This window comes from Streptomyces sp. Ru62, from assembly GCF_002920615.1.
GTDB lineage: Bacteria > Actinomycetota > Actinomycetes > Streptomycetales > Streptomycetaceae > Streptomyces.
In genome coordinates this window covers 36,903-55,438 of the sequence record NZ_PQSU01000035.1, presented here as the reverse complement: position 1 = coordinate 55,438, position 18,536 = coordinate 36,903, and the positions used below count along the sequence as shown (strand labels likewise).

Here is an 18,536-nt window from a genome sequence, read left to right as displayed (position 1 = left end):
GTCATGGGCTGAGGCTGGCTTGGGCCTATGCGTGGCCGTGCACGAACGACGATACCCACCCCCACTGACAAAGAAGGCGAGAAATCGCGAAGACGCGCCCGTACAGGTGGCCTTTGAAAGCGCACACATTCATCCCGCACCCCTGGTGTATCTGCATCGCAGTCTTTCGACCTCAGTCAGTAGGGTCCGGCGAGACGACGTGGCATGTACTTGCTGGCGTGCCACGGAGACATGTGGCACGGGGAGAAGCGCATGGGGGATGAACTCGCGACGGTAGACACGGAAACGGAGACCGCGTCCGAGACGGAATCGGCCGCCTCGCCTGGTCCGCTGCCTCTTCCCGAAGGTGCGGAGCCGGTCGACGGGGTGCCGGGTTATCACGCGCTCATCAAGGGCAGTTCGGTCACTGTCTTCGGTCCGGACGGTACCGAGATCGCCTCCGGCTCCGGCACGGGCGGCGTCTCGGTGGGCCGGGTCGGTGACGCCCGCCTAGTCGCCGACGGGTACGGGTACAGGCGGCTGTCGACGTTCGCGATGCTGGCCGCGCGCCACCACCGGGCGGCGACCGACCCGAGCGTCCGCGACAGGGTCTGGGTGCGTTGGGAGGCAGACGGCGTCGCCGCGGTGTACGGCACGGACAAGTACGACGACGCTGACCTGCGCGCGGTCAAGGCCGGGAACCTGTACTGGTCCAGACAGCGGCAGGCGCGGGTGACCGGCCGAAGGTGGAATCCGGAAACCCGTGACCGCAACCTCGCCGCGGTGCTGCTGGCGTTCGCCCGGCAGGACCGCAACATCGTGGTGCTCGGACCGGGCCAGACCCCGGAGGACCTGGTCACCTCGCCGACGGCGGCCGCGACCATCCCGGCGCAGCAGACCCCGCCGACCGCGCCCGCTCCCCCGCCCGAGCCGGAGCCGGAGCCGGAGCCGCTGGACCTCACCGGCATGTCGTACGAGGAACTGGTGGAGGCGGAGAACGCCGCCTCCGTGGAGCGGTCTCGGAACTACAGCGACGCGGCGGAGGGCCGGTACCGGGCGCTGCGGGAGGAACGCGGGAGGCGGCTGCTGGACCGGGTGGCGACGGCGCCAGCGGTCACCGAGCTGAGCAGCGAGGAACTGGCCGCCGAGAGCGACTGGTGGCAGACGAACAGCTACAAGACGCCGTTCCACTCCTCGGATGAGGAGTACCGGACGCTGGAGCGCCACTTCAGGGCGGTGCGCACCGAGCAGTACGCCCGCATCGCCCGGACCATCCTGGCCGGTCCGGCGGCTGCGGACCTGGATGACGAGTCGCTGGAGAGCACCTACGAGCAGGTCGGCCGGACGTGGACACGCCTGCCGCGCGAGCACGAACTGCACGACCAGGTCGCCGACTACCGCAAGGCCGTTCAGGAGGAACGGATCGCCCGGCGGGCGCGGTCTTACGGCGAGCGGACGCCGGTGGGCGAGATGACGCTGGAAGCCCTGATCGCCGAGAGCGACGAGCTGGGATCGAGCCTCAACGCCACCAACGAGCAGTCCTCCTACTCCTACAGCGAGGCGGTCAAGGAGGCCCGGGCGGCCCGACTGAAGGCCGTGGAGGCAGAGCGCTTCCAGCGGGGCCTGGAGCAGAACCCGGATGCCGCTCGCGCGAGGCTGGGCTTGAACCTTGGCGGCCGCCACACTGTGGAGATCGACGGCTCGAACCGCGGTTACGGCTACGTGGAGCGCGAGGGCAAGAAGTTCCGCGCCCTGACCAGCTACGACCAGCGCAGCAGCATCGGTGACTTCGACTCCGCGCCGGCCGCGATGGCCGCCCTCGTCCGGCGCTACGACCAGGACCCGGAGACGCTGCCGCGCCGCACCTGGGGCCTGGAGCGGGAAGTGGACCTGCCGGTCAGCGCCCACGACCCGCTGGTGTCATGGCTGCGGCGCAGGCCTTCGGAACTCTCCCCCGAGTACGACCGGGTGCTCACCCTCCTCACCCCCTACCAGCTGCCGACACGGACGAAGGTGGCGAACCCGCTCACGAACCAGGTGATGCAGGCCTACCCGTTCCACTTCGAGGAGGGGCTGCTCGGGGAGCTGGCGCGGATCGCGGAGCGGACCACGGAGGACCTGCGCGAGCAGTCGCTGGACGAGAACCTGCCCAAGCGGGAGCGGGAGGCCGCCAAGCGGCGCATCCCGACGATGGGCGCCGCGCTCATCGGCATCAACGCGGTGATCGAACAGGTCCGCGCCGCCGGCGGCGACGTCGACCGGCGCGGGGTGGACCAGTCCCGGCTGGCGGCGCAGATGGCGGCGCTGGCCGGTACCGTCAACGAGCAAGAGGGAGGCGAGGCCGATGTCGACGACGAGCCAGTACGAGACACTGCTGCGCAGGCACTGGGAGGAGTTCCGGCCGCAGGAACTGGCGGCGATGCAGGACCCGGACCGGTACTTCCGGCAGCTGGGGGCGCAGATGAGCGAGGCGATCGCCGCGGCGGAGGAGGACCTGGAGGAGGCCCTGGAGCCGGAGACGGGCTACCAGGCCCGGGTGGGGCAGATGGAGCAGATCAAGGCAACAGCGCGGGAGCAGGTGCTGCGCGAGATGCTGCCGCCGCCGGAGGACGCGGACAGCCCGGCGGCGCCGCTGAGTCCGGAAGCACTGGAGCTGGCGGCGATCCGCAGGGAGCTGGAGAACCTGTAGCGCGGTTCCGCCCCGACCCGGCCGACCTGCCGCGCGGTCCGATGGCCCGCGCTGAGGCGAACCTCGAAGCCATCAAGGTGCTGCGGGAGCTGGAGAGCGCCCGCCGCGGCGCCACCACCGAGGAAAAGCGCGTCCTGGCCCGCTGGTCAGGCTGGGGCTCGGTCCCGACCGTGTTCCTCGACGAGCCGGACCCCGATGAGCCGATCTACGCACCCGGCGGCGAGTGGGAGGGCCGGTTCGAGGCAGACCATGCCCGCTGGGAGTCGTACGACCGGGTGCGCGGCGAGCTGCGGGAGCTGCTGGACCCCTTCGAGTGGCGGGCGGCCTCCCGGGCCGTGCTGTCGGCCCACTACACCCCGCAAGGCGTCGCTGAGGCGATGTGGCAGGGCCTGGCCGCGTACGGCTTCGACGGCGGGGAGGTCCTGGAAGCCGGATGCGGGTCCGGCGCGTTCTTCGGGGTGGCCCCGGAGACCGCGCGGCTGACCGGCGTCGAGGTGGACCCCACCACCGCGGCGATCGCGGCCCGGATCTACCCGCACGCCAACGTGCTGCCGGAGTCGTTCACCGACACCGACGCCCCGGTCGGCACGTTCGACCTGGTGATCGGGAACGTGCCGTTCGCGCAGGCCCCATTCGGGGAACGCCGCTACGGCGCGACCGGGCACTCCCTGCACAACGGCTTCATCATCAAGCAGCTCGCACTGCTGCGGCCGGGCGGCTACATGGCCGTGATCACCTCGCGGTGGACGCTGGACGGCGAGGACACCTCCGCCCGCCGGGCTATGTCCCGCTGGGGCGACCTGGCAGCCGCGTACCGCCTGCCGGCGGGCACCTTCGGCGAGACCGCCGACACCGACGTGGTCGCCGATGTGCTGGTCTTCCGCCGCCGCGCGGAGGGCGAGGAACCGGGCGACCAGACGTGGATCGACGCACCGGAGCGGGACCTGGGCGGCAACACCCTCCCGGTGAACGCCTACTTCACCCAGCACCCCGAGAACGTGCTGGGACGCCTGACGTCCGAGACGGGGCCGTACGGGCCGCGGGTGACGGTACAGGGCGACCCGGGCGAGGCCCCCCGGCTGCTGCGCGAGCGAATGGAGGCCTCCGCCGCCGCGGCGGTCGCCGACGGCCAGGGTTACGTCCCGCACGAGGACGGGCCCGACCGCGCGCCGCTGCTGCTGCAGACCGCCCGCGAGAAGCACGCGACGGACTTCACCGGCCGCCTCTACACCGACGACGACGGGCGGATCTGGCAGCACATCAACGGCGAGGATCCGGTCCGGGTCATCACCGCCGACGGTGTCACCGGCACCGAGCAGCTGCGGGCACTGCTGTCACTGCGCGACACCGCGAGCGAACTGCAAGAGCTGGACCGCACCGGCAGCGACCCCGACCGTGCGCGCGAGGTCCGCAGCCAGCTCGCCCGACTGCACACCGCCTACACCACGGCGCACGGACCGCTGTCCCGGCCCCGGCAGACCCGGATGGCACTGCCGACCGACGAGGCCAGGGCCGCCGCCCGCGCCGCCGGCGTCGACCTGGCCGACGACGAACGCCTTCCCACGGGCTGGGGCTGGTTCCACCAGGACCCGCACGCCGCCGTCGTGCTGGGCCTGGAGCACTGGGACCGGGCGAACGACCGGCCGGTACCCTCCGAGGTCCTCACCCGGCGGCCGGGCACCCGCCGCGGCGACCTGGAGCCCACGGACGACCCGAAGACGGCGCTGTCGGCCGTGATGGGCGCCACCGGCGGCGTGGACCTGCCGCTGATCGCCTCCCTGTTGGGCACCACCCCCGAAGAGGCCCGCCGCCGCCTGGGCACCGAGGTCTTCGACAACCCGGTCACCAAGAAGCTGGAGCACGCCGGCGCCTACCTGTCCGGGCCGGTCCGAGTGAAGCTCGAACAGGCCCGCGAGGCGGCCGCCACCGATCCGACGTACGCGGTGAACGTCGCCGCGCTGGAAGCAGTGCAGCCGCCGCCCAAGCGCCTGGGGCAGTTCACCGCCCAACTCGGCGCGCACTGGATTCCCGCGCCCCTCGTGCAGGGCTTCCTGCGGGAGTACCTCGGCGACCCGACCCTCCAGGTCAGCCACAACGAGCGCTACGGCTGGTCCCTGGCCGCGGGCAAGGTGCCCGACGCGATCAACGCGCTCAAGGGCACCGAACGGCGCTCGGCGGTGCACATCGCCAAGGCCCTGCTCGGGCGGGCCTCGATGGTGGTCAACGTCCTCGACGGCGACGGGGTGGACGAGGACGCCACCCGTGCGATGCGCTACAAGGCCGACGCGATGCGGTCGGCGTTCGAGGACTACTGCACCGCCAGTACCGCCCGGGTCACGCTGCTCACCGACGCCTACAACCGGCAGATGAACGGACACGTCGTCCGCAACTACGACGGTCTCGCCCCGACCCTGGCCGGGTACACCGACAATCCGAAACGGACCCCACACCCGTGGCAACTCTCGGCGGCCGCACGGATGCAGTTCGAGCGGGGCGTGGTCCTCGCACACGAGGTCGGCCTCGGCAAGACCACCACGATGGTGCTGGGCTCACAGGCCCTTAAAGCCTCCGGGCAGATCACCAAGCCCTTCGCAGTGGTCCAGCCGCACCTGGCCCGGCAGTGGCTGGACGAAGCCAAGTTGCTCTACCCCAATGCCGACATCCGCCTGATCACCTCCGACGACCTCGCCGACGGCAACCGGCGCCCGGTCCTGGAGTGGCTGCGCGCCAACACCCCGGACCTGGTCATCTTCACCGAGGGCGCCTTCGGGTCGATCCGGATGAGCCCCGAGCAGCAAGAGCTGTACCTCTTCCGCGAGATCGAGTCGCTCAAGGAACAGCTCAAGCGCGAGCGCGGAGTCCCGCACAACAACTTCGCTTTGATGCAGCTGGAACGGCGCCTGACCACGGTGGAAGCCCGCATCCGGCGCAACGCCGCACCGATGCGCACCCCGGGCGAGGTGTACTGGAACGACCTCGGGTTCGACTACGCGCTCATCGACGAAGCGCACCGCTTCACCGCCGTGGGCTTCCGCTCCAAGGAGGCCGGCGGCGAGACCGCGAGCGTCCGCGCGGTCGACCTGCACCAAAAGCTCAGGTGGCACCACCAGGTGGCGGAAGCCCACGGCGGCCGCCCCACCGTCACCCTCGCAACCGGCACGCCGATGGAAAACTCCATCTTCGAGCAGTACTCGGTGCTCGAACTGGCGACGCCGTGGCTGCTGGACCAGTTCGGGGTGCACGGCCCGGACCTGTGGTCGGAGACCTTCGGGCAGAAGGTCCAGCGCATCGAGATGGCACCGGACGGCAGCGGACTGACGATCGTCGAACGCTTCTCCCGGTTCGTGTCGAAGTCCACGATGAAGGTGATGTGGGGGCTGGCCGCCGACACAAAGACCGGCGACGACGTCGGGATCGAGCGGCCCAAGCTCGCCGGCGGCGCCCCGGAACTGGTGCTGGTGGAGCCGACCGCCGACCAGCGCGCCCGGCTCCAGGCCCTGGTGGCCCGCGGCCAGGCGATCCACGCCGGGGAGGTCACCCGCGACGAGGACAACATGCTGGCCGTCTCCGGCGAGGGCCGCGCGGTCGCGCTCGACCCCCGGCTGGTGGACGCAGGCGCGCCCGCGGCGAACAAGCTGGTGACAGCGGCCGACATCATCGCGGCGGGCTACCACGCCCACAAGGACCACACCTACGCCGTATCCAGCCGCGACGACACCCCGCACCCGGTCCCCGGCGGGCTGTTCTTCGTCTTCTGCAACAGCGGCACCCCCGGCGGCAGCAACAAGGGCGGCTTCGACGCCTACGCCGAACTGCGTGACCTGCTCGCCGCCCGGGGCGTGCCCCGCGACATGGTCCAGTTCGCGCAGGACCACGCCACCCCGGAGAAGAAGGCCGCGATGTCGGACGCCGCCAACAACGGCGGCATCGCGGTCCTCATGGGCTCCACCGAAGTCCTCGGCACCGGCTTCAACGGCCAGAACCGGGCCTACGCCCTGATGCACCTGGACCAGGACTGGACCCCGGCCAGCATGATCCAGCGCAACGGCCGCGTCATCCGCCCCGGCAACCAGCACGAGGAAGTGAACATCTACTTCCTGGCCACCAAGGGCAGCATGGACGCCTGGCAGGTCGGACTGCTCACCTCCAAGGCGGAGGGCCTGCGCGACATCCAGCGCCCGCCCGGCGAGGGCGACGACGACAACGACACCGTCGAAGAGATCGGCGCGAGCGACTGGGACTACGCCACGATGGCCGCCGAAATCGGCGGCAACCCGTACATGCGGCAGTTCATGGAGGCCCAGGTCCGCCTCAAGGGCCTGGAAGCCGACCGGCGCAACGCGGCCGCCGACCGCGTCCGCCAGGCGGAGCTGCTGCTCGCCAAGGAGAACGAACTCGCCAGTACCCAGCGCGCCATCGCCGCCCGGGACGCCGCCCTGCCGAAGGTCACCGCCACGATCCGCGGCGATACCTTCCAGATCCGGGTCGGCGGCCGCGACTTCGACAAGCGTGGCGAGGCCGGCCCGGTCGTGCGCCAGGCCGTCGCCGACGCCCTGCGCGGCCACAGCAGCCTCGGGATGGGGTCGTGGACGGTGATCGGCACCTTCGGAGGGCTCGACTTCGCGGTACGGCCGGAGATCCTGGACGGCGGCGAGATCCGCGCCCACGTCGGCTTCCCCGACCTGCGGCACAGCGAATCCGTCTGCTCCATCGGTGACCTGGCCAACCCGAAGTTCGGCGGCACCATCATCGGCCGCCTGGCGACCGCGCTGGAGAAGGCCGAAGACCACCAGCTCATGGACCGCGAGCGTCTTCCGGTCCTGGAAGCCGAGATCACGCTGCTCGCCGCGCAGCAGGCCTCGGTCGACTACGGCCCGGCCATCGAGCACGCCCGGCGCCGCGTCGAGCTGCTGGACGCCGTGGTCGGTGCGGTCACCGAGCGGGACAAGCTCCCGGAGCTGACCGAGTCCATGCTCGATCCGCAGAAGTACCCCACTCCGGAGAGCCGCAAGAAGGCCATCGCGGAGCGAGCCAAGCAGCGCGCTCCTTATCAGGCCAAAGTGGACCAGGCTGCGGCTGCCCTCGCCGTATTCGACGAGACGACCCCCGCCCCCGAACTGCCCACAGCCCCGGCGCCGGCGTCGAACCCGGCACCCGTGCCCGCGCCTGCGCCCGACGAAACGACCGGCAGGCGCACTACTAGCTCCGGCGCCCACCCTGTGGATGAGGCCCAAGCTCCTCGGGAGCAGGCCTCGCCGGAGCCAGAGGAAAGTAGCACCGAGGAACCGGCAGAGCAGTCCGCCGAGCCGCCCGGCGACACCGAAGAACGCCCTCCGCCCTCCGCGGAGGCGCCTGCCGTCGAAGACGTCACCACCCTCTACGCGCCCGGCGAGCAGGTCCGCGTAACCCCCATGAACTACGACACGTGGAACAAGACCTACGTGCCGCAGCCTGAGTTCATCGGCACCGTGATCAGCTACACCCGGAACGGCAACTACATGGTGCGCGAGCCGGAGCACGGCACCAGCAAGCACTATGACGCCCTGCGCGAACTGCACAAGCTGGACACGGAACCGGCGGACAGCGAGGCATCCCCGCCGACGCTCGAACAGCGCAACACCAGTCAGCAGCCGACCGAGCCGACCCCGGAGCAAGACAGCGACGGGTACGGAACAGCAAACCTGTACGAGGAGTTCGGCCTGGCACCGCCCGAACGCATCCTGGGCCCGGCCCCGCAGGATGAGCCGGAGACGGACACGGAAGGGGACGGCGACGGCATCCCGGACGGACAGATGACCGTAGAAGAGGTCCAGCCCGAGGCGGCCCCTGCCAGGCATGACACGGCCAGTGCAGGCGCGGCGGACGACGGGCGAGAGCGCCTGACCAGCGCTGACGGGCGGCTGACGTTCACCCTGCTCGCCGTCCCTGCGGACGCTGGCTTCCACCAGGAGGCCGTGGAGGACTATCAGCGGCGCCGCAGCGAATTCGCTGCGGTCGTCGCAGTCAAGGACGAGCAGGCAACCCAGACGCCCGCGGAACAGGCCGATCAGCTGGCCCGGTGGCGCCGGACCTACAAGGCGGCCAACCGCCTGGCGCCGTTCCGGCCGCTGCCGCCCCTGAGCCTGACCCACCAGCAGGACGCCCCGGGCCTGACGCCCGCGGAGTACGACATCGGCTCGTGGGTGACCTGGCGAGACGGGCGGAACGGCCAGCAGGTGACCGGCCAGGTGATGTCACCCGGCGCGAGCAAGGACACCTGGTACGTCAGCACCGACCGGACCGGCGTCACCGGCGAGTACCACGTCCTCAGCCGGAGCGGGAAGAAGGCCACCGGCTACACATACGCCCTCAACGGCGCCGCTGTGGACCTGCGGCCCGCCGACGGGCCGGCGGAACAGGTGCCGTTCAAGGACATGCCCCCCGTGGACTCCATCCCCGCCGAGCCCCTCACCTCGTACGCCGACTATGTGCCGCGCAAGGGCCTGGCCGTAGTACGCAAGCCAATCCCGGTCGTGGTCGGCGAGACCACGCCACGCGGGCCGGAGCTGGTTTTCGACGTCCTCGCGGACGGCGTGCCGTTCGTGGTCAAAGTGACCCGCCACGAAGCAAGTGGCACCCAGCTCTTCACACCTCACATCGAGATCGACGGCGAAGAGGTCCGGGCTTTCGGCAGGGCAGAAAGCCGGGGCGAAGCGGTCGAGATCTGCGAGCGTGTGGTCCGGGAGGCCCGCGAAGACGCAGCCAGGCCTCTCCGCGCGCACCACCGCGACTACGACTTCGCCCTGGCGGCCGGCGGAAGGTGCGGGGGGGCCGACCTGCACGCGGCAGACGCCGAGCCTCAGCCGCTCTACCGCGTCGGCGACAGCGAACCCCTGTGCTTCGAGCACGTCGTCTCCACCTTCAACGTGGAGCGATCCGAGGTCAGTAAACTCGCCCGCGCCCGCCAGATCTGGGGGACCCGCGTGGCCGCCGAGCCCGCGACCGCCGCCGTCCCAGAGGCCCCGCCGGCCGATGCCGAGCAGCACAACGAACAGCAGCCGGAAGGACCCGCAGCACAGGAGACGGCTACCGCCGCAGCATCGCAGGACCCCCACGAGGTCGCCCGCGAGGCGCTACAGGGCGGCGACCGGATCACGATTGTCGTGAGCGGCAGAAGCATCGAATGGGACGGCGAGGCCTGGGGACTGCCCGTGCCGGAAACAGCCACCGTCACCGGCACCGTCTACCCCGGGTACCGCGACTACCACCAGAACACCACGCTGCTCGATGCCGTGATCCTCGACCAGACCGGCAGGGAGGTGACCGCGCCAGAGAGCGTCTTCATCCGGCAACTGCCCGCGCGGGCGCAGCTCATCCCGGCTGAACACCGTGACGACCTGCGGCCGGAGACCCGCACCGTGGCGCAGATCCGTCTGGGCGACCTCATCGCCGACGGCGGCACGCGGGGCGAGACCGTCACCGAACTGCGGTTCGCGGACAACAACCGCAGGGGCAGCGTCATGGCGTTCTCCACCCGCGACGTGGCCAAGGGCACCGCCAACGGCTTCGCCCTGAACCTCACGGATGAGGTCCAGGTCGTGCCGCGCGAGCGGCGGGCACCGCAGGTCGTCGCCGCAGTGTTCGGCCGCCACGGCAGCCACGACCAGGTCGCGTTGGAGACTCAGCGGACCTACGACCTGCACGCCGCCGTCGCCGAGGTCACCTCGCGCGTCTGGCCGGACGGCGCTGGCCCCCAGGACGAGATCCAGGCGCTCAGCGGGGCGATCGGGGCGATCGACGCGACCGCGAGGGGCGTGGACGCCTACCGGGCCAACGCCGCGGCGATGGAGGCCGCGGAGGCCGCCGCGGCCGCGCTGTTTGCTGCCACCGACGACGACATACTCAACCGCTACGTCGGCCTGCCCCTGCACCGGCTGCGCCAGCACCTCGACGTACAGGCTCGCCAGCTACGCGCCGACGCCGACCACCTTGAGCAAGGGGCGCGGGACCGTACCGCTACAAGTGAGGAGGCGAGTGACGTGTCCGCCACCTCGGAGGCCTCGACCAACGACGGGCTGACGCAGACTGTCTCGCCGCAGGAGAGCCTCGCTGGCAACCCCCTTAAGACCGTTTCCGTCCTCCATGTGCAGCACGGCGACCACACCGCCCAGCTCACGCGATTCGATTGGTCTCCCGGCCGGCTGCTCCAGGAACGAGACGGGCAGTGGCATGTCACCTGCGAGAGCCCCGGCCGTACCGGCTTCGTCACACGCCGTAAAGGTGACGCCTGGTGCCGTACGAAGGGCGACGCCTACCGGCTGTTCCTGTGGCATGCCGAGGGTGAAAGGGGCGCTCCGCCAGACGATTCCGTCGAGACGCCAGACGCGAACCTGCCGCCTTCGCCGCCGGAAGAGTTCAAAGGGGTCCGGCTTGGATCGCTCGGACCTGGACAGTGGCAGTACCGCCGAGCCGAGATCAGCTATGACGACGGGCTGTACGCCGCAGATGTCGAAGGTGAGCGTTTCTACGGCTTGGAGATCACCGAAGTCCTAGAGGCCGCGAGCGAGAAGATGGCGGCCACCGAATCATCCGGCCCTTCGGCCCTAACTCCCAAAGCCCGACGGGAAGCCGAGGGCGCTGACGTCACCAGCCATGCGTTCGCTGACTCGGGTGCGCACGACCACGAGGAACAGTTGGCCGCCCTCACCGCGAATTCGGCAGAGCAGAACACTGTCGCCCCGGAGAGCGCGGCCGCCGACAAGGAAGCCACCGAACAGCCCTCCGCCGATGTCCGGAAGAAACGCACCGAGCCCAGCCCGGACGACCCGGCCGTGGCCGCCGAGCACGCGTTCGTGGCGGCTCCGGCCGACGTCGAGCAGCCCACGCCAACACCCACCCCCGACCGAACTCGCGCCCGGAGAAGAGGGAGCGCGGTCGCACCCGGCGCAGGGACAGAACAGCTCGGGTTGTTCGACGATCCGGCACAGGACCCGGCAGAGGGCCCGGCGGAGCCGGAGACGGCCTCGGACAGCCGGGCCGATCCTGCTGATGAACCACTTGCCCAGTCGGTGATGACCGAGGACGGGCGAGAAGCGCAGCTTCGGGCGGCGCTCATCGAGGGCGAGACGATCGCCCCCGTGTCGTTCACCGACTCGCGCGAACCGGCAACGGGCTGGATTCTGACAACGGCGGGCGGACACACGTTCCGGCTGCGCCCTGTGACGTACGCCCGTCCGGATGAGGACCAGTGGGAGGCCGGTCACGACGCTGAAGGCTCCCACTGGTGGGCCGCGAACCTGGAGGACCGGCCCCTTACCGCCGTGCTGGCGCGGATCCGTGAGGACTCGGCGACCCGTACCCGGTTCGCGTCCCTGTGGGCCCGGTACGCGCACCTGACGGCGCAGGCCCCCCAGTTCGAGACGACCACAGACCGCGTCCAGCTCGAAGAGGGCGTGTACCTGGTCAGCCGGTTCGGCCGCATCGGCCTCATCGCGTCGTGCCGGTGGGGCTGGGAGCACCTGACCGACCCGGACGGCGCGCAGGGCCGCACCGGTGAGGACTGGTCCCGCAAGGGCCCGGATAACCGGCAGTACGTCGCCGAGTGGAAGATCTGGCACTCAGCCCAGCAAGCCATCCCGAACGCGCGGCTACGCGTCGTAGCCCAGCTCACGGACGACATGACCGACACGCCGGACGCGTACTGCGATGCGTCGACGCCGCACGTCGGCAAGTGCAGCGCAAAGCGGTCGGGTGCCCGGTACACGGTCGCCGTCGACACTGACCAGGGCAGCGAACTTGGCCACTACACCGTGTGCGCGCGGTGCCTGTCTCACCGGCTCCTGAACGACGAGGACAGGCACATCGGCCACCGCGACGTTCAGAGCCTTGTGGAGGCCCTGGCCAAGGGTGATCCGAAGGTGGGCGACCTGCACTGGCGGCAGTGGCCCGACCGAATCGCTGAGGTTGCCGGACAGATGCTGTCGGCCGCGCTGGATGCCGGAGAGACCGCCCCATGGCCCGCCCAGGCTCTGACGGCTCAGATAATCGCCGAGGCGTGCGAAGCGGGCGACGACCGTGCCATGCGTGAAGCACGAGCGGAGGTGAAGGCTGCGGGTGGGGACGCGAAGGCACAGAAGCGGGCAGCGGATGAGGCGTTCACAGTCCGCCAGGACCGGGCCGCGCTGGTCGCCCGGCGTGGCTCGACCCCCATGGAAGCGGCGAACGAGGCCGACCGCGTGGCCGTCGCAATCCTCGAACTCGCGGGCTTGGGGGTGGGGGGCAGCGACGCGGCGACGAAGCCTGCTGAGGCGGTACCCGAGGTCGTCGACGTCAATACGCTGACCGTCAGCCCGCGGGGCCGCAATGGCGAGCTGTCCTCGTATGAGTTCACCGTCACCGGCCCCGGGCTGACCGTCGGCAAGTACGAGATCTCCCACGACAACCAGGGCAAGGACGCGCGGGGGATCATGTGGCGGGCGACCTGGCACGGCGTAGAGCCGTCGGGCCGGTGGGACGTGATCAGCATCGGTGCCGGCGAGGGCGAGAGCGCGGCCCTGGCGGCCGTCGCTGAGCATGCGACCAAGACTGGCGGGGACTTGGCCGCCGGGTTCACCGTCGCCCGCCGCATGCGCTATGACGCCGGACTGTGGATACTGCCGGAAGTCGGGGAGTCGGAGGCGATCCAGTACCACCCTGACGGCTCGTGGACGATCACCGCCGAGACCGGCGCCTCTTATACAGTCCGCCGGGAGTGGCAAGGCCGCACCGCCTCCGGTGACCTGGCGCCGCTCCTGATCGAGGACCAGTCGGGGACCTTGATCGCATCCTGCACCGCCGTCGACAGCTACATGTCCGCGTGGGCGCCGATGCTCGAACGGCTCCGCCTCCACGCCACGGCGGTTGCTGACGGGGTGCCGCACGCGACGGCCGTCACCCTCGGCGGCCCGGGTATGTCGTGGGTCGAGGCGTGGTGTGTGTGCAGCTGGACCGAGCGCGCCGATGTCGCCGAGGACGCCGGCCGCGCCCCCGCCGGTGAGGCACTGGCTCTGGCGCACCGCCAGGCCCACCACCCAGAGACGTCGGCAGCAGCTGAGGCACCGGTCGCCGCTGAGGTGCCGGAGCTGGACGTGGTGCTCCTGGACGTCGACCTGGCGACTCTCGACGTTGCCGGGCCGTACGAAACCGACAGGGAAGCACAGGCGGACATCGACCGGCTGAGCGCGGCGTTCGCGCGGTGGGACGCCCTGCCCACGGTCCAGCGCTACTACGAGGCGGACCGGCAGCAGCGGTCCGACGGCCAGCGAATCCCGACCAACCCCGTCGCCCAGCTGGCGACGGCCTACCGGGACGCTGAGCGGATGCTGCGGGAGGGGCCCGCGATCTCGCCCGCCGATCTGGTGCTTGAGGTCCACACAGTGGCGGTCTGGAGTGGCGTCCTGGAGACCGTGGTCAACGAAGACCTGCGCGGCCCACTGAGGCAGGTACGGGAGGCCGCCGCCCTCCTGGCCTCCCGCTCGCAGGCGACGGTCGCCGCCTTCGAGGCGGAGTTGGCCGCCCTCACCGCGAACTCGGCGGAGCGGAACACCGCCGCCCCGCAGAGCGCGGCCGCCGACACCGGACCCGCCGAACAGCCGCCCGCCGATGCCGACGACGCCCCGGAGCCCCGCACCGAGCAGGGCCCCGACGCCCCGGCCGCGGCCGCCGAAGGCCTCGGGGAACCGCCTGCGGGCACGCCGACCGCGGACACCGAGACGGAGAGCGTCACGGACGACAACCCAGCACCGGCCCCCCGGAAAGAGCGGGATCCGTCAGCCGCTGTCGACGACGCTTCGGGCGATACCGCGGCGGACACCGTGGTGGACGACGATCCGGCGTCGGATCGCCTGCCGGCCCCCCAGACCGCACCGGAGCCCGCGGGCGCGACCCCAGATGAGGGGATGCACGAGGAACAGCGCGAAGCGTCGTTCCACGAGAAGGACCGCCCCCAGACGACGGACGGCGACCAGCAGACGCCGGAGCCCGGCACGGCGGCCGCGCCGGCTCCGGCCCTGGCGGGTGAGGCCGCCCCGAGTGACGAGACGGTGCGAGACGCTTCGGAGGAACCGACTATGACCACCCCGCCAATCCCGGACACCACCGAGGCACCCGGCGAACCGACCACAGAGGAACCACCCGAGCCCCAGCGCTACGTCGAGACCGCCGCGCTCGCTGGGGACGCCAGCTACCGGCTGCGCCTGTCCGGGCTGGACGGCCAGCCGTTCGACTCCGGCGAAGTGCTGCAGGGCGACCTCGTCATCGCGACCATCCACCCGGCAGAGTTCGGATGGTTCGCGCGGCTGGCCGTCGAGGACCTGCCCGCCGACGTCACTTACCTGGCCGATACGCCGCAGGGTGCGGCAGGCCATGCAGCCGTCATCTACTCGGCGCTTACCGGCGCGCCGTACGGTCCGCCGGCTGACGCGGCTGTCGGCGACACGCCCCATCAGCGGGTGGACGCCTTGCGGACGAACCTGCGCGACACCGCCGAGCACCACCGCAACGCGGTGATCTACGCAGCCAGACGGGCCTACCCCGACTTCGAGCAGGACGCGCGCTTTCAGGACCTGATCAGCAGTCTCGCCGTCGTGACCACTGCCGTCTCCGACAGCCACAACTCCCAGCAGATGACGAGCCATCTCGACGCCGTCCAGCGGTCCGTCAATCAGTGGGGAGCGACGCTGCCGACCAACCCGGCGCATCCCGAGCGACGTCAGATGGCCTTCCCGCTGGCCCATCTCCTGTACGACTCACGGCGCCTGCAAGACCAGGTGCAGGCCACGCTCGCCGCGGTCCAGGCGGAGCGGGCCGCCGTCCGTGAACAGGCTGCCCCGACCGAGCCCGCGCCCGAGGTGCGGCCGGAGCCCACCACTGCGGCGGACACCGGGGCGTCCGAGGAACCCACGGAGTTGCAGAGTCCCGAAGTCCCGGACTCACAGACCAGTCAGGCAGCGCGGGAGGAGCCTCTGGCCGCACCGGCGGAGCCCGCGGACGCTGCGGGCCCGGAGAGCCCGAACGGTGCGGCACCGCCCGAGGACAACGGTCCGGCCCTCGACTCCGCCGTCGATGGCATCCGCCGGGCGTTGGAAGACGCCCTCCAGGCAGTGCAGCCGGTAGCCGTCCGGCAGCCTGGCGAGCTGCCGCTGTGGACCACCAGCACAGAGACCCCGCCCGCGGGCACCGCAGTGACGGAACCCCCGGCCGGGCCGCTGGACGTCCGCACCGAGTTCCAGGCGGTCCTGGAGGCCTGGGAGGAGCACGTGTCGCCGGAGAACGGCACCGCTCAGGACCTGGTCGCCGACCTCGACGCTGACCTGGCGACGCTGCAACGCGCCTTCGCTGAGGCCGTCGCCCCCGCCGCGCCGGCGGCGCCGCCCGCCGCCACCGACCCGGCCACTGCCGCCCCTGACAAGTCGGTGGAAGCGGCGGCGCCCCCGCCCGGTCCGCAGCAGGCAGCCGACGTCAACGCCGCCTTGCAGCAGGCCGATACGCACGACACCGCGCTCCAGGACCTCCCAGAGTGGCGCCAGATCCAAACGGTGCGCGGCGCGTTCGGCCACCTGTTCCGCGTCATGAAAGAGCGGGCCGGGGAGCATTTCGATCGGCTGATGGGGGACCACCGCGTCGGCGAATTCTTCCGCAAGGTCTCGATCGCCGCGTGCGACAAGGTCGCCGGATGGGCGCAGGCGGCGGCGGACCGCTTGCGGCAGCGGGGCGAGGGGAACGGCCCGGACGCACCGGCCGCCGATGCTCTGCGGGGCGTCGCGGACGCCGCGACCGGTTACGCCTCCCCCAGCGGGCCGCCGTCGGCGTCGCGGGATGCCGCTTCCGCCACGGTGGACATCCCGGCGCTGCGACAGCTCGGGGAGGCACTGTCCCGGCCGCTGCCTGCCGCCAAGGCCGGGCGCGTCTCCGCGGCGGCCGCGCGGGGCAAGTCGACTACGCGGCGCGGGTCGAAGAAGCCGAACGGCATCGCGAAAAAGCCGGGTGCCGCCGCGAAGCAGGCCGGACATCTGCGCCGGGGCGGCGCCGAGTCGCAGCAGCAGAACCACAGGCCGACGCAGCGCTGACCTGGTCACGATGAGGGCCCGGCCGCCGCCGTCGGCGATCCGGGCCCTCGTACTGCCAGGTCAACACCTACGCCCACCTACGAACGCGCCCACGACGCCCAGGTCCAGTCTGGGAACGGTCCGAAAAGCAAAGCTCAGGACGACCATGCCCACTAGGGCACGAAGCGCCTTCTGATTCCATCCCCATACCATTGCGGGCCTCCTCAGCAGCGGCTGAAAGAGATCCCCTCTTCTCATCGTCGTTCAGCGACGACCCAAGGCGCCATCCCCCCCCACCACCACCTATGAAACGAGCCTCACGCGAGCGCGAGCACAGTACGAGTCAAGCTCTCGTCAGGCCGACCCTGACAGTCACGTTCGTCAGGCCTAGCCTGACAACATGACGGATGCTGAGCACGACTCCGCCAGCGAGCGCTTCGCCTACAGCCGCACCGCCCTGGCCCGCCTCGCCCTCTCTGCCGAACTGCGCGAACTCGCCGACCGTGCCGCCGCCGGCGTCCCCACGACGAACGACATGTGGGCCCGGCCCGGCGAAGTCGTCGGCGACGCCCTCGACCTGGTCCACCAGGCCCAGGAGGTACTGGCCCGCGCAGTGATCTACGAGCGGCAGAAGCACACGAGCTGGGAGGCCATCGGCGAGCAGCTCGACATGAAGCGGCAGTCCGCGCACGAGAAGTACAAGGACGCCGTCGCGGAGTGGCAGCTCGCCCTCCAGGAGCCGCACTGCCCCGCCCCGCCCGGCGCCCCCGTACGCGGCTTACGCCTGCACGAGGCTGCGTACGCGCCCACCACCGCCGGCCGGAACCTCGACGCATGGGCACGCGAGCACATCCCGGCACACCGGGAGACGGACCACCCAGTCACCGGCCACCTGCCCGCCCTGAGCACGGCGGAAGAGATGGTCCAGGTCCTCGACGCGCTCAAGCACCTCTACGGCGACATGCGCACCCCGCCGGACCCGGAGGCCCGCGCCCGCCTGACCGAGCGCAAGGCCGCACTGCTCGACCGCATCGCCGTGGAGGACGGGCGTCCTGAAGCGGCGCAGCAGGCGGAAGAGGCCCGTGCCCTCGCCCTTCAGCTCCGCACCGAAGTAGCTCAGGCGCGGGACGAGAACCAGCACTGACCCCGGACAGCAAACGAGGGCGGCTCCGGCAGACGGGGCCGCCCTCGACCGATTTCGCCCCCTCGGGCCACTGGATCGCATATGAGGCGACGCGACTGTTCCACTGCGGCCTCGGGCAGGGTTCACCAGTCGCCGGACGGTCCGGCGCGGGAGAGGGAGAAACCTGATGAGCCAAGATTTAAACGCCGAGCTGTCCCGCATCTACCAGCGCTGCATCGAGCAGATCCGCACGATCGCCGCGCTCGACCCGACCAAGCCCGTCGTGGACTGGGACCAGTACACCTGCACGAGCGCCAAGGAGTTCGCGTCGGACGCCGAGATGGCGTGGATCGGGGCTCACCCCGAGCACAAGGTGCGTGACACGTACTGGGCAATCATGGGCGGCGTTCCCATCGAGCATGAAAGCGTCCTCGGGGACTCGCCTACGCGATACATCACGTACGGGCTGACGTCCTTCGCCCGTGTCCTGCAGTGCATCGAGGCCATGCGTATCGGCCGATTCGACCCGCACGTGCCAGGCGGCATCGTCCGAAGCGACGAGGACTGAACCAACCAGGGTCGGCACTCAACTCAACGACGCCTGCGACGGGCCCCGGGACGGCGTCCCCGCAGTGATCTGGCGGGTGGTGGCTCTCGCCGCGACGTCCGCCGGCGACGTCGG

General features: G+C 71.0%; 3 protein-coding genes. All 3 read left to right on the top strand.

What is annotated here, in order from left to right; all coding sequences use genetic code 11:
- Nucleotides 1-252 precede the first annotated feature (252 nt).
- Entirely contained in the window at nt 253-16,752 is a 16,500-nt protein-coding gene (locus tag C3492_RS35510; protein WP_146075748.1) for a DEAD/DEAH box helicase family protein, read from the top strand.
- 379 nt (nt 16,753-17,131) lie between these two features.
- Nucleotides 17,132-17,875 carry a hypothetical protein gene (locus C3492_RS35505; RefSeq protein WP_103816762.1) on the top strand — a complete coding sequence of 248 codons (744 nt, stop codon included), beginning with the start codon at nt 17,132-17,134 and terminating at the stop codon, nt 17,873-17,875.
- Nucleotides 17,876-18,041: 166 nt separating this feature from the next.
- Nucleotides 18,042-18,422 carry a hypothetical protein gene (locus tag C3492_RS35500; protein ID WP_103816761.1) on the top strand — a complete coding sequence of 127 codons (381 nt, stop codon included), beginning with the start codon at nt 18,042-18,044 and terminating at the stop codon, nt 18,420-18,422.
- Nucleotides 18,423-18,536 lie beyond the last annotated feature (114 nt).